Annotated in this window: 11 protein-coding genes; 3 read left to right on the top strand and 8 right to left on the bottom strand. The window is 51.3% G+C overall.

The genetic code is table 11. The features are described 5' to 3' along the window. Window positions 1-9: 9 nt before the first annotated feature. A complete protein-coding gene (locus J9253_RS15705; RefSeq protein ID WP_210221847.1) occupies window positions 10-2,166 on the top strand; it encodes a heavy metal translocating P-type ATPase in 2,157 nt (718 codons plus the stop codon). 3 nt (window positions 2,167-2,169) lie between these two features. Further along, window positions 2,170-3,129 carry a sulfotransferase domain-containing protein gene (locus J9253_RS15700; protein WP_210221846.1) on the top strand — a complete coding sequence of 320 codons (960 nt, stop codon included), beginning with the start codon at window positions 2,170-2,172 and terminating at the stop codon, window positions 3,127-3,129. Here the strand turns inward: J9253_RS15700 and J9253_RS15695 are convergent, their stop codons facing one another. The 8 genes from J9253_RS15695 to J9253_RS15660 form a co-directional block, all read right to left on the bottom strand. Next, window positions 3,130-4,788 carry a bifunctional sulfate adenylyltransferase/adenylylsulfate kinase gene (locus tag J9253_RS15695; protein ID WP_210221845.1) on the bottom strand — a complete coding sequence of 553 codons (1,659 nt, stop codon included), beginning with the start codon at window positions 4,786-4,788 and terminating at the stop codon, window positions 3,130-3,132. It abuts the gene before it with no gap. Between the two features lie 84 nt (window positions 4,789-4,872). Continuing rightward, window positions 4,873-6,198 (bottom strand): C45 family autoproteolytic acyltransferase/hydolase, encoded by a 1,326-nt coding sequence (locus J9253_RS15690; RefSeq protein WP_210221844.1) that lies wholly within the window; start codon window positions 6,196-6,198, stop codon window positions 4,873-4,875. After that, window positions 6,195-7,823, bottom strand: a complete 1,629-nt coding sequence (locus tag J9253_RS15685; RefSeq protein WP_210221843.1) for a cyclic peptide export ABC transporter — start codon at window positions 7,821-7,823, stop codon at window positions 6,195-6,197. The genes J9253_RS15690 and J9253_RS15685 overlap by 4 nt, the downstream gene beginning before the upstream one ends. A gap of 6 nt (window positions 7,824-7,829) precedes the next feature. After that, entirely contained in the window at window positions 7,830-9,650 is a 1,821-nt protein-coding gene (locus tag J9253_RS15680) for a hypothetical protein (RefSeq protein WP_210221842.1), read from the bottom strand. A 10-nt stretch (window positions 9,651-9,660) separates the two neighbouring features. Next, on the bottom strand, window positions 9,661-10,377 hold the full coding sequence (locus J9253_RS15675; RefSeq protein WP_210221841.1) for a transporter substrate-binding domain-containing protein: 717 nt from the start codon (window positions 10,375-10,377) through the stop codon (window positions 9,661-9,663). A gap of 98 nt (window positions 10,378-10,475) precedes the next feature. After that, window positions 10,476-12,350, bottom strand: a complete 1,875-nt coding sequence (locus J9253_RS15670) for an ABC transporter substrate-binding protein (RefSeq protein ID WP_210221840.1) — start codon at window positions 12,348-12,350, stop codon at window positions 10,476-10,478. Next, complete coding sequence (locus J9253_RS15665; protein ID WP_210221839.1) at window positions 12,350-13,300, bottom strand: prohibitin family protein; 951 nt, start codon at window positions 13,298-13,300, stop codon at window positions 12,350-12,352. The genes J9253_RS15670 and J9253_RS15665 overlap by 1 nt, the downstream gene beginning before the upstream one ends. Before the next feature lie 147 nt (window positions 13,301-13,447). After that, entirely contained in the window at window positions 13,448-13,678 is a 231-nt protein-coding gene (locus J9253_RS15660) for a hypothetical protein (RefSeq protein ID WP_210221838.1), read from the bottom strand. 205 nt (window positions 13,679-13,883) lie between these two features. Between J9253_RS15660 and J9253_RS15655 the strand changes: the two genes are divergently transcribed. Then, window positions 13,884-14,468, top strand: a complete 585-nt coding sequence (locus J9253_RS15655) for a YcjF family protein (RefSeq protein WP_210221837.1) — start codon at window positions 13,884-13,886, stop codon at window positions 14,466-14,468. Window positions 14,469-14,472 lie beyond the last annotated feature (4 nt).

Genomic DNA, 14,472 nt, shown 5'->3' with positions numbered 1-14,472 from the left:
GAAAAGCAGATGATCCCGATTATTCCTCTGGTGGTGGTAGGCGGTGCGCTGGTTGCTGTACACAAACGACGGCAACAGGCGCGTTTACGCAAAAAACTGCAACATCAACCTGTTAGGTCTGGAGAGGGAGTCTCCCAACAGTCACGTGCACCCAAACCGCCCGTCAATATCAAGCGTTTGTTACGGGATACGGTGGATGCTTTGTTATTTACCGACAGGCAACAGTTGCAGGATGCGATGGATCCGGTTTCACAGCAAGCTCATGAGCAACAGCTGAAGAAAAGCAGAAGGGAGATGCAGTTGTCTCTGGGGGCGGTGGGTGTTGCCTCGCTGGCTTCGTTTTATCCGCTGCTGACTCCGGTAGCAGTGCTGGCTGTGTTATATCTGATGCGGGAAACGTTTAAGCTGGTCTGGAAGGATTTCAAAAATGGCCGTTATCTTAGCCTTTATCTGATCGGTGCCATAGTGACGCTGGGTCTGATCGCCACCGGACACTTGGTTTTGGCTATCTTTGTGGGTTTAATGGAAGGTTTTTTTGCCCGTATTATCAATAATTTGGAAGATAACTCGCAGGGGCGTCTGGTTAATGTTTTCAGCTCCCATCCCGAACAGGTGTGGGTAGTTCAAAGCGGGGTTGAGCTTCAGGTTGCTTTCCATGATTTGCAGGTAGGTGATCAGGTTAGGGTAAATGCCGGTGAAGTGATGCCGGTCGATGGGCGGATTGTGGAAGGGTTTGGTCAGGTTGATCAGCACATTCTGACCGGGGAAAGCCAACCGGTGGACAAGGAAGTCGGGGATGAGGTGTTTGCTTCAACCTTGCTATTGTCCGGTCGCCTGACCGTTGAGGTCATGACCGCCGGGGAAGATACGGTTGCCGCCAAAATCAGTCAGTTGCTGAATGAAACCCAAAGTTACAAGGATACTGTGATTTTGCGGGGACGCAAAATTGCTGACAATTTTATTCCGGTCAAACTGGGTATCGCGGCGTTGACGGTTCCTCTGTTGGGGCCTAGTGCCGGTTTAGCGGTTATGTTCGCAGACTTGGGGGGAGGATTAGGCATTTCCGGTTCCATGTCGGTAATGACTTATCTGCAAATCCTCGCGCGGCAGCAGATTCTTATTAAAGATGGGCGGGTTTTTGAAGCTTTGCGGGCAGTGGATACCGTGGTCTTTGATAAGACCGGTACCCTGACGCAGGAACAGCCCACCTTGGGTAATATTCATGCTGTTGATGGGTTTACAGAACGCGAAGTATTGCGTTTGGCGGCGGCTGCCGAGTACCGCCAGCCCCATCCGGTTGCCCGCGCCATACTCGCCCGAGCCGAAGCAGAACATCTGGATTTACCGGCGGTGGAAGAAACCAGTTATGAAGTCGGTTACGGCATCAAGGTTGGTGTCGAGGGTCAGATAGTCCGGGTAGGTAGCGCCCGTTTTCTACAACGTGAGGGTATTGCGTTACCCGACAGTATTGCAGCCATCCGGCAGCACGCTGAGGCAGACAGCCATTCCCTGATCTATGTTGCGGTTGATGATCAGTTGGCGGGTTTGCTGGAGATGGAACCAACCATTCGTCCCGAAGCCTGTGAAATGATACAGGTGCTCAAGCAGCGTGGCATGGATGTCTACATTATTTCGGGCGACCATGAAGCACCTACCCGAAATATGGCTAAGAAACTGGGTGTTGAGCATTACTTTGCGGAAACGTTGCCGGAAAACAAGGCTGATCTGGTAAAACAATTACGGGATGAAGGCCGCTTCGTTTGTTTTGTGGGTGATGGTATTAATGATGCGATTGCCTTAAAGGCGGCGCAGGTCTCGGTTTCTTTGAAAGGTGCATCAACTGCCGCAACGGATACCGCACAAATTATTTTCATGGATGGTACCTTGAAAAATCTGTTGCCACTGTTTGAGCTGGTTGATGAATTTGAGGACACCATGCGTCGCAATAAGGTCGTTGCCTTTGCGCCGGGCATTATGACCATCGGTGGTGTGTTTTTCCTACACTTTGGCGTGCTTACCAGTATGTTAATACTCTATTCCAGTATTTTGGGGGAATTGGTCAATATCTTTTGGCCATTAGCCAAGCACCAGGAGGCATTGCCAGAACTACCACTGGAAGATGAGGGTGAGACTCATGTTGTTGAGAAACCTCGCGAAGATTTATAAAACGTGGCCTATAAACGCACAAATAGTGAGATGATTATGACGATAAAGCCTGCTGACCGTCCTTGGGGACGTGCGACCACCCTAGAGCAGTTTAACGCTCTGCATGACAAACTCTTTACGCCAGGAAACTATGGTCAGGTTGCACTGTTCGACCCTAGACCCAGTGACGTTTTTATCACGCCCTTCGCCAAGAGCGGCACGACGTGGCTACAGCAGATTGCGCACGGCCTGCGTTCTCAGGGCGACATGAACTTCGAGGAGGTCGGTTTTGTCGTTCCCTGTCTTGATTTCCCCCATCCTCTGGGGATTGCCCTGGATGCGCCTCAGGCGTTCGAGCCACGCGCTTACATGACCCATTCCAACTGGCAGGATGTTCCCAAAGGTGGTCGTTACATTTGCGCCTTCCGCAATCCAAAGGACGTCATCGTTTCCTATTATAGATTTTTGGAGAACTGGTTTTTTGAACCCGGCGTGATCGACTTGGATGCTTTTGCCCAGAATTTTGTGCCGCCTGAAGACGAATTAGGCGATTGGTGGTTGCATATGATTTCATGGTGGGAGCAGCGCGATAATGCGGCGGTGCTGCTGCTCACCTATGAGGATATGGTCGGGGATCTGGTTGGAACGGTGCGTAAAGTCGCTGGATTGATGGACATTACGCTTACCGACGACTTACTGGATACAGTGGTTCGCCAATCCTCGCGGGATTTTATGCTGGCGAATGCCAGTCATTTTGATGAGCGCGGCGTCCGCCGTCTGGCGGAGAAAGAGATCGGCCTGCCATTCAACAGCGACGCCACTAAAGTCACTCAAGGTGCTGACAAAAGTCGCTATCGGCTGTCTCCTGAGATCAATGCGGCATTCGACGCCGTTTGGCGCAGCCAAATCGAGCCAAGAACAGGTTGGTCTGACTACGATGATCTTCGTAAAGCCGTCCGCGTGCGACATGCTACTTCAACATGATTATTTTGCAATGTAGCGCTGTTTTTCCAGCTTGAGCAGCAATTGATGCACGCATTCATCCGCTGAAATTTCCGTAGTGTCCAAGCGTAACTCAGGGTTCTCCGGTATTTCATACGGGTCGTCGATGCCGGTGAACTGTTTGAGCAAACCGGCACGTGCCTTGGCATACAGTCCCTTGCGGTCGCGCCGCTCGCATTCCTCTAGCGGGGTGGAGACATGCACTTCGATAAAGCCGCCCACCGCTTCGATCATTTCGCGTACCTCCCGGCGGAGGCTGGCATAAGGCGCAATCGGGGCGCAGATGGCGATGCCGCCGTTTTTGGTGATTTCACTGGCGACGAAACCCATGCGGCGGATGTTCAGATCCCGGTGCTCCTTGGAGAACGTCAGCTCGCTAGACAGGTTCTTGCGTACCACATCACCGTCCAGCAGCGTGACTGGACGCCCGCCCATTTCCATCAGTTTGATGTGCAACACATTGGCTATGGTGGATTTGCCGGAGCCGGATAGGCCGGTGAAAAAGACGGTGAAACCCTGCTGGTGACGCGGTGGGCAGGCTTTGCGAATTTCTTGCAGGATACTGGGGTAGGAAAACCACTCCGGGATTGGCAGACCATTGCGCAGGTGGCGCAACAGTTCTGCTGTGTCGATCTCCAGACGGGTTTCACCTTTTTCAACTTGTACGGTGGGGGTGTATTCAGCGCGTTCCGGCACATAGGTCATGGCAGGTGCTTCCACGATGCCGACCCCCATTTCTGCGGCATATTCGCTGCAAAGCTGCAAGGCGGCCTCAGGTTCGTAAAAGTTGGGTTGCTCGTTGATGTCCATCGGGCTGGCGTGATGGCGTTCGACCATGAAATGCGTGCAGCCGTAGTTTTTGCGGATCAGGGCGTGCCACAGTGCTTCCCGTGGGCCGGCCATGCGCATTGTCAGGTTCAGCAGGCTGAGGGTAGTCGTCTGTGCAGGGTAAGTGGGTAGGAGGTGTTCGTAACAGCGCACGCGGGTAAAATGATCAAGGCAACTGCTTTGGGTAATGCCCGCCGTTGGATGCAGTAACAGATTGGCTTCCAGTTCGCGTGCCCGTTGGAGGCTCTGTGCCTGCTGTTGCCGGTGCATGGGGCGGTGGCTGTGATAGGCGAGTACCCGCTGCCAGCCCAGTTTGTGGAAATGCGCCTTCAGTTCCGCCGGGGTATGTCGCAGGTGGCGGAAGTCGTAATGTTGCGGTAATTCCATCAGCTCCAGTTTACCGCCTAGGTAATACGCGCCTGTACGGTGCAGTAGGTGATCCACTCCCGGATGGTGCGGATCTGTCGTGCCGTAGATCTGTCGCGCTTCGTATAGCTTATCCGGTTGCCAAATGTCAGTAAGGGTCATGACGGCGCTGACGACAAATTCCGGGTTGCGTAGCGCAATCTGTTGCCCGGGTTGCAGCGTTTGCGCAAAGTGGGCGGGTACATCCAAGGTTATCGGGATGGGCCACAGTTCGCCGGACGCCAGCCGCATGGTTTCCACTACATGGGTGTAATCCTGTTTGGTAAGGAAACCCTGCAAGGGTGCGAATGCACCGTTCAGCAGTAGTTCTACATCGTCAAGTTGGCGTGAGGTCAAATTCCAGATTGGAAGTTCTATCGTATTCGCAGAAGAGATTGGCTGGGGCATAGTCGGGGCTAATTTTTTCAAGATAATGTGCAAAGATTAGCCCTGAAAGCTTTTACAGGGAAGGGAACGTAACAATTCTTAACATTAGAGCAGGTTTTGCTCTGATTTTCGGCGGCTAACCCAGACCACAGCGCTCAGCATCAGTAGAATCAACGGCCAGATAAACCATTTTAGCTTTAATTCCCAAGGCGGTGTGCGAGGTAACAAATCTAGGTAGGCTTGGTGTATCAGATTGTCGTCTGAGTGGGTTCCCGTTGGGGCTGTATACAAATACAGACTATTGTTTGCGGGCAGAAAATACAGTGATTGCAGTGTATCTTCGGTAAACAGCTCATAGCGCTTGTTGGCGGTGTCGAACAGGATGCTACTGATGTCGTTCGCTGTCGCTGGCTGTTGTGCACTGAAATGCAGTAATGTATCCAGCCGTTGCCAGCGTACACTGTCTTTGGCGTCATGGCAGGTATCGGGCATGGTCGACAGCATCAGGCAATCAACAGCGGCTATTTGCTGCGGGTGTTCCCAGTGCATCCCTCCGTGTAACGGGCTATCCCAGTAACGTGGGCGGAAGCGTCTTTGTGGCGGCGCGTATTCCTGTACCTGCACGCTGTTGGCATCCGCCAGCAGGATGCTGTGAGCGAAAGCGTATTGTTCGTCGTCAAGCCGTTTGCTGGCTGCCGGTATCGAAGACGAAGACTCCAGTATCCGACGTACTGAAAAGCTGAGCAGTGTTTGTTTGCCAGAGGGCGTAGGGCGGTTGAGCGAATACGGTGAATAAGGTTCCGCATTAAGCAGCGCTGCAAATACGCCCTGTTGGTTGAAACCCTGCAAGGCGGATATTAACCCTGCCGCGCCAATCGTGACGAAAGCCGCATCTTTACCGATGTAGGCTGTAATAACCTGCAAGTGGCGTATGCTGCTGCCGTTTCGCCATTCCAGATTGTGGCCGACGATGGGGTGGTTGTCAGCGCTTACTTGACCAAATGCGCCCAAGCCGATGCCGTCTGGAGCCATGCCGAGATCAGGCAACAGGTTCAGGATCTGGTATTCTTCCAGCGATAACTTGCCGTCGCCGGGGTGGCTTTCCCGCGTCAGTTGCCAAGCGCCGCTCACACCCTGAATTTCGTCGAGCCGGGATGCTTCCATTTGTTTTAGCAGCGCGGGTAATTGTTGTTGCCGGATCATGTCGAAGCGCGACGCCGAAAACAGCTCCGCCAGCCAGGTGTCGTAGCGGCGTTCAATATCGGGAAACCGCTGTTTGGCTTGTGCGCCTAGCGCCAGTCCGGTTTGCAAAGGCGAGAGCTTTTCTGTCTGGATACGAATAATCGGTAATTTTCCATTATCAGAAACAGCGTATGCGGCGGCTGTATGCCACAACAACAGGAGGGCAAACCCGGCGTACAGATGTTTCAAGGCGTATACCCCTGCAACTGTCCGGTTTCCATGTGCAATACGCGATCCGCCAGATGAAAATAGCGATCATCGTGACTGACGGCAATGATGGTTTGTCCCTGTGCGCGTAGTTCCGGTAGGATCTCTTCGTAAAAGCGTTGCCGGAAAGCAGGATCCTGATCGGCGGCGAATTCATCCAACACCAGGAGCGGACGATGTTGCACGACGGCAGCAATAAACGCGAGCCGTTTACGCTGACCGGTGGAAAGATCCGTCTGGGTAAATGTCCCGTTCTCAAAGCGGGTCTTGTGAGCTAGATCCAGCTTGCTCAGCCAGCCGTTGATTTCGTCGTCGCTCACATCCACCAAACCGTAGAGGCGGTCAAACAGGTGAAAGTCGCTGAAGACTATCGAGAACAGCTCCCGGTAGGCAGGGTAATCTGCCGCTTGCAGGTTTTCCCCGTCTACCTGAACGCAATCTGCATTATCGGTGTGATACAGTCCGGTCAGCAGTTTCAAGAAAGTGGACTTGCCGCTGCCGTTCCGGCCGGTGATAAACAACATTTCTCCGCGTTGGCATTGCATTTGGAAAGGGCCGGCCTGAAATAGGGGCTGACCATCAGTATTGGTATAGGTAAAGCTGGCGCTCTGTAAACCCAGTGTGTGGAAATTTTCCAGTTTGGGGCTGATAGTGGTGTCGGTTGCTGGATCATTGTGTGCCTTATCCAAGGTTGCTTCCAATTTGTAAAGGCTACTGATGGAGACATTGGTCTTAGAAATATTGGGAATGGCTGAGCTGACGGTGTAAACCGGTTCCATCATGAACAGGATGGTGGCGATGACCTGAAACAGGTTCTCTTCATGTACCGGAATCAAATTGGGTAGCAGGAATACCACGATGAGCAATAACAGGTAAAAGGCCATATTGGACAGCAGAATATCTTCCAGCAGGCGTGCGTTGGAACGACTTTTCAACTCACTGGTTTCGTTAGCCAACTGTGTTAATTCCCGGAATATTTCATCGCTTTCGCGGCGACTGGCCTTGATCTGTTTGAAACCCTTGAGCATGGTGGAAAAACGTTCGAAAAACTGCCCTTCCTTACGGGAAGCTTCGGACAATTCGCGGAAGCTGATGCGATAATGCCTGACCAGTAACAAGATAGTCAGGGTAATCAACACCATGGCGACGGCGAAACTGGACGGTGATAACCATAGCAAGTAGAGACTGGAGAATAGCAGCACCAGCAGGGATTCAAAGCCAGTTAACAGATACATAGCTGCCTGTGAAATGGTGTTGGCACTTTGTGTCAGTGGCGTGTAATGACTGATGTTACCCAATTGCTCAATGGTGCGCAGCTCGCTTTGCCTGACCTTGTCGGCTAAGCGTATGCGCACTTTTTGCATGGCTTGTTCTACCGCGATAACGGCTTCCCGTTGGGCTGTCCGCTGGGTAAAAATAAACAGGATGAAGGTCAGCAGGTATTGCAGGAGCAGTTGAATCTCCACCTCGCCATTCTCCAGTTCTGCCGCCGCCTCATTGAGGATGACCAGCAACAGACTGTTGGCGATGCCGGAAATCGCGGCTAACACTAGCAGACGAAGTTTGGAGACTTCGGTTTCCTGCGTCACGAAGGTGAGGAGTTGCATGTTGTGCTATTCCTGGGCGGGTTGCGCCTTTTTTCGGAAAGCCAGCAGGAACAGTGCTAGGTATGCCATGGCGATACTGTAAGCAATAGCAGCAGCAATGCCCTGTAGCTGGGTCACCAGTTGGGTAAAGTTGGGTGTTGCGAAACTTTCCTCAGTACCAAACAGCGCAACCGCTATGGCTCCCCAGATGCCAGCGACACCGTGGATGGCAATCAGATAACTGGGGCGAATTTGCCAACTCTGTCTGAGGAAAAATTTGCGCAACAGACTAAAGCCAATATTTTGTAACAGCCCGGCAACGGCACCAATGACGATGGCTTCCGCAAAAGTGACACTTTGGGCGCAGGCAGCAATGGCGACCAGCCCACTAACGAAGCCACCCAGCGCTCGTGCAATACGGCTTTGATCTGCGTGGAACAAAACATAATGCAGGAATGCCATCGTGCCACCTGCGACCCCAGCCAGACCCACGTTCAACATGACGGCAGGAATCTGTATGCTGGAAACGGGTAGTGTGCCAGTAGTAAAACCCAACCAGCTTAACCACAGCAACAGGATTCCACTGGAGGAATACACTGGGTCGTCAAATTCTTTGTTGGCGTGTTCTGGTGGAGGTACTGAATGACCCAGCTTCCATACTATGATGAAGGCGAACCAAGCTGCAACCGCATTAATGGTGATGGAGCCAGCCTGATCAATAAACCCCACACCTTCCAACCAGCCCTTGTTGGTTGGTATGAAATGACTGGCCCAGACCCAGTGACCGAATACCGGTATCAGTATCGCGCCGACAAATAGTGCCAGCAGCATGTGCGCCGTACTGGAAAGTTGCCTGCCCACCGTAACGTACACGATCATCGCAGCCAGTATGGCGAAACCGATCTGATAAAGTACAAATTCGGTAAAGGGGATTGCAGGTAACATGTTGGGGTCAGCATTGACAGGGGTCAGCAGGTAACTGGAAGTACCTACCCAGCCAGAAGTAGACGTGCCATACATCAGGCTGAATCCGATGGTAAAGTACCCTAAAAAAACCCCGAGACAGGCAAGTACTACCCCTTGGTGCTGCTGCGTGCCATCTGCCAGCGGTTTGTAGTGGTTACGGTTACTGGACAGAACGAAAGCCAGGGGCGCAAAGAATGTCAATATAATGGAGAGCATAATCCACAGGCGGTTGAGGTCGCTGCCGACGGCTAGCCTGAGATCCTGCTTCTGGTCAGCATTCTGGACACTTTCCAATGCCTTGGCAAACTCATCAACCTTGTCGCTTATGCTACTGATCTGGATCAGGATTTCATACAGACGTATGGAGTTGTCTTCAATCAGGGATTTTTGCGACCCTAGGTCAGCCGTATTGGCTCGCATGTCACGGGATGAGGCCAACAAGTCCTCTTGTAGTTTCTCGATGGCTTGTGTATTGCTGCTGATGCTGCTGCGGCTTTTGTCAAGGCCGCTATAGGTTTCCTTAAGCTTGCTATCGATCAGCTCCAGTCCATCCCGAATGGTCTTGACGCTGCTACTGTTTATGTTGGCATCTTCCTTGCTGCTCTCAACCTCCATGCGTAAGGCTTCCAAAGTTTGCTGGATGACATCAATGTTGACCATACTGTTGGCAATTTGCGATTTGGCCTGTTCCTGCGGGGTAGACTTTTCATTCTGACTATCTGTCTGTTTTTCATTATCCTGCGTCGTTTTCGTGGCAGGCTCGGTCGCCTTTTTTTTAGTTTCTGCCTGAATGGTGTTGGTGTACGGCAGCAATAGCAAGGTACACAACAGCACTGCCAACAGCCGATGGAGGGTTGGGATAAGGTGCGGGGGAAGCGTCATAGACTTGTCCTCAATCATTCGGTTTTGCTTTTGCTGTATCGTCAGTCTTTAATAAGCTGGCACAACTGAGGGTCTTTCCAGACGCTTGGATAGCCTGTTCCAGTGCGGCTAGCAATTCTTTGTCATGTGCTCTGACAGCAAGGGTCATACTGGTTGCAGGCAGATCTACCCCATCCAGCTTGGGGGCAATCAGCGAGACGTTGCTATTGGCTTTGCCCAGTATGGTTTTGGCTACCCGTTCGCGGAAAAAAGCATCATCTGCTAAGAGGGCATCAATGCGTCCGCTAACCAGATCAAAGACGGCGCTTTCCAGTATGGGGTAAGGTTTCAGTCGGGCTGAGCTGCTATAAGCATCCAACAGGTACAAGTGCAGTAGGGATCCCTCTTGGACGCCGATCGTGGTGCTCTTGAAATCTTCAGGAGCCAAGCGGGGGTTTTCTACCTGCTTCTGGATCAGGGCGGGGGTGAGCATACACAAGGGTGATGTCAGTTTGAGCCCGTCTATTTCAGGCGAGATAAAGTCGTCAATGACAATCATGCCGTGTAGTTTGAATGTCCGCACATCCTCCAACAACTGCTCGAAGTCTTCGGCGACAAAATTGCAGTGTGCATTAATCTGTTCGCACAGATGGGTGACGCTGGCGACCAGAATGCCACTGGCCTGTTGTTGTTTATCGATGTAGGTGTAAGGAATGCGCTTGTTGGCGATGCCTAGGTATAACTGCATTTTTTCTGGCTTTGCTTCGTCTGCCTGGGTATTTGTCAGCAGGCAGAGCAACAGGCAGAGACAGCCAGAAAACCATGGTTTGGCGGTGAGCAAATGTTTCACTGTCTGTTTGCCCCCTGCGTTGTCAGGTCGTCGGATTGCAGGTAATGATCCGGCGAGAGTAGCAGGATGGGTCGATCCGGGAGTCCATACCGCTGCATGTTGGCAAGGTTGACCGAGATTTCCGGTAGACCCTTGAGGCGTTCGGCTAATTCATGGACTTTCAGGTTTTTCAGCAAACTACTGTATACCTGCATTTCCCCAGTACCATCCTGATTGACATTGGCACGTTTATTGAGAACCAGAGTGATGTGGGGGTCTGTATTGCTCTCATCCAGTGAGACCGCCGGTATTTTGAAAAACGTTAGGCTGCGGTTAAGCCGTTGCAGCAATTTTGCATCTATGCCTCGGAATGAGGGTATAAACAGGGCATCCGAATTCAGGGAAAGCTTGCCGTAACAAGCAACCAGTGCCCGTTCAGTATCTTCCTTCCCCAACAGTGAAAAGGCTATTTCGCATTCGGTAATCTGGACTTTTTTATGCTTTGAGAGTGCCTCCAGCAAAGGGTAGCCTGCTGCCTTGCGGCCTTCTTCGGTATTTTCATAAATGATGCCAATGCGCTTGAACTGAAGGATTTTCTGAGCCAGAACCAGCAGAAAAATCTTGTGGTCATCCTCATCCATGCGTTTTGCAAAGATTTCGCTGAAAGGGGGTGTGGGACTTTGCTTCGTCTGTTTTTGCTCCAGATTGGCTTCAAAACGCCCCAACAGGTAAGGAATCTCAATGGAAGGCAGGGGGTGCCAGGCATTATTCTGCCAGACTTTGAAGAAGTATTTTTTGCCGCGTAATTCGCCACTGCCCGTGAAAGCGTGGATACCGGTAACACCCACCCAAGCGGGCATATAGTGCAGGGTTGAGGACAATAGGGTTGGCAGGGTAGATCCGGCTTTCTCAATGCCTGCCGCCAGTAACATTAGGGAGTCGTAACCCTGGGCTGCGTTGAAGTCGGGCTCCACACTATACTTGTCTTGGTATCTCTTGATGAAATTTTGGATGATGGGGTTGTTTTTCTGTGGTGAATACACGTCCGGGATGATGGTATTTTGGCTGCTTTCCCCGGCTATTTGCAGATAGTCTTTAGAATTCAACAGGTCACTGCCAAGAACTGGCTGGTTGACGCCCATTTCCCGTAATTGCCGTACCATGGTGGCAGCAGGTGCGGGGGGGGCCGCAATGAATACAGCATCAAAACCTTTGCTGCTAAATTCAGAGATAATGGGACGGTAGTTGCTTTCCTTTTCAAAAAAGGATGAGCTGCTGATAATTTCGATATTTTGCTTAATGACGGTATCTTCAACCAGAAAAGCCAGTTCGCGGCTGATTTCATCACGGGCATAAAGCAGAACTATTTTCTGGTAGCCGAGGGTCTTTGCGACGCTGGAGAGTTGCTCCGCTATGACGGTATTGCCAGGAATCATGCGGAAGACGTATTGGAAATTATGCCCGGTCAGCCCTTTGGCTGTGGAGAAGGGCGGCATGAAAATAACTTGACTGCGTTCATAGATGACGGAGGCGGGGATGACGACGCCGGATTGGCGATGCCCCAATACAGCCGTAATTTTGGGGTTGGCGGTGATACGGCGGATGGTGGATTTGCTGGATTCAAAGTCCTCACCATCCTGTTCGATATGAACCTGTACATTGCGCCCCAGCAGTTTGCCGGGGCGCTGGTTGATTTCCTCTGCGGCCAGTAGTATGCCGTTGAGAAAAGCTGTCTTATTCGTATCCTGAATGGCGGCAATGTGGATGTCGCCCTGATTTTTTTTGCTGAAAGCGAGTCGTTGTTCCGCCATATGCTCATAGTCGGGGTTGCATCCGGTCAGCCATAAGGCTGGCAGACAGAGCAAAATGGGGAACAATAGCAGCCTGCGCATTATGGCTGGCTTCCTGTGGGTGGGCTGGCCGCTCCTGTTTCCGTTTCAGCGTCTTGCGGTTGGCTTTGGGTCTTGTTGGGTAGCGGGGATGTCTGGTCGGTATTCAGGATAAGTGGCAAGCCATCTTTACCACTGCCAATCACAACAACCTTGGCGTTGGGCGATTGCGCCAGCTCTTTGGTCGCTTCAATACCGCTGTTCCGCAGGATGGCTTCGGTCAGGGATTCGTTGATGAGGTTGTGGTATTCCCTTATCCCGTTCGCTTCGATTTTCAGCCTGTCCGCCTCTTTTTGGGCAGTTTGCAGACGGAATTCGTAGGACTTCATGTTTTCTTCCTGTTTGAGCTTATCTTCGATGGCAGTGACGATTTCCGGTGGTAGCGTAATGCTGCGGATAATGATGTCTTCCACTTCGACATAGTTGCGCCCCACTTCGTCCAGTGCGGTCAGGATGGCATTGGTGAGTAACCCAGCTTCATTGGTATAAATTTGTTCTGCCGTATAATTGCCCAATTGTTTGCGCATGACAGATTCGATTTGTGGCAGGATGACACGAGTCAGGTAGTCAGGGCCAATACGCTGGTGCAGGATGCCGAGTAGCTCGTATTCGGGGCGGTAGCGGATAGCCAGTGACAGCCGGACAGTTAGCCCCTTGTTGGTGATAACATCAAAATCATGGTAAGCAACCTGTTTGCGTACTTCATAGATGAAAAGGGTATCCAATGGGCTGAAAATGTGTAAGCCTTCTCCATAAATTTTGTCGATTTCTGTGCCACTGAAACGCCGAAACAAAATGCCAGCTTCGCCGGAGTCGATAGTGATAACAATTCTTTGCCAGAAGAAGACCGTCACCAAAGCGCCGATCAGAAAGAATACGATTAATAATGGTAACTTGCGGCGCAGCCACTGTCTGAGTTGTACGCTAACGCTGGGAATTTCGCTGTTTTCCACAAGGACACTCTAGTTTTTGTTAAGGATACATGGCGTAGGGATATGTATTTTAAACCCCAAATAATGATTTGACGTGATACAAAAACTCCCGCGAGGGGATAACCACAGGCGGGAGCACTGGGAGCACTAACAGATTGTGTGCTTTTATCAGGCAGCAGCCGGAGCGGCTTGCATGGAAACAACATCCTTTTTCCTGAACATTTTACCGATGGTGTAGTAAGCGCCTATTCCCAGCAAAGCACCGCCAGCGACAGCCATACCCATGGGATGGACGAGTACAAAAGCCTTTGCCGCAGTACCCAAACCACTCAGCGAATTGCCGATAGATGCTAGAGAACCGCTAGATCCTGCTGTTGCAGATGCTACTTCAGCTTCCATGATTTACTCCTTTTAAACAATAATTATGAAGAGTACATTATCGAGTTGGGCTGAAAATTAAGTCAAGCCGCTAGGGGGGTAATCGTATTCTAAAATTGTTAAGTTTTGTTAAGACGCGGGTGTAACACCTGGCATGATCTCCATATATGGTAAAATCAATGGCAGGTCGAGCAGGTTTATTGATTGATTTATGGAGATAAATTTAATGGCTCAGGAAGAATTGCTGGAAAAAACGGGTACGCACCGTGTAGACCCCGAGGTTGAGATGGCATCTGTGACGAGCCAGCTCAGTGATATTGCAGCCAACAATATTGTCAAAAATCACATGATTGCCAGTATTGCTTTGGGGTTAGTGCCCGTACCTCTGTTTGACCTTGCTGCCTTGATTACCACGCAGATGAACCTGCTGCGTAGCCTGAGTGAGCATTATGGGGTGGGATTCGACGACAGCAGCAGTCGACCCCTGATGATTTCGCTGATTGGCGGTTCACTGCCGGTCTTGGGCGTTTTGGGATTGAGCAGTTTTGCCAAACTGATTCCCGGTGTTGGTACTCTGATCGGCAGTGCTAGTCTAAGCATTAGTGCCGGGGCTGTGACCTATGCGGTTGGGCAAACGTTCATTATGCACTTCGAGGCTGGCGGTACGCTGGATGATTTTGAGCCTAAGCAGGCACAGGCATTCTTTAAGCGCGAGTTTGACAAGGGCAAGGCATTTGTGAAGGAAGTTCGGGATGAATTGAAAGATTCCCCTGCCGAAGCCAAGCCGGATGCGCAGACATCGACACACTAATCAG

Source organism: Thiothrix litoralis (genome assembly GCF_017901135.1).
In the GTDB taxonomy this organism is placed as follows: domain Bacteria; phylum Pseudomonadota; class Gammaproteobacteria; order Thiotrichales; family Thiotrichaceae; genus Thiothrix; species Thiothrix litoralis.
The sequence above is the reverse complement of the archived record's forward strand: the minus strand, read 5'-3'. Positions and strand labels throughout refer to the sequence as shown.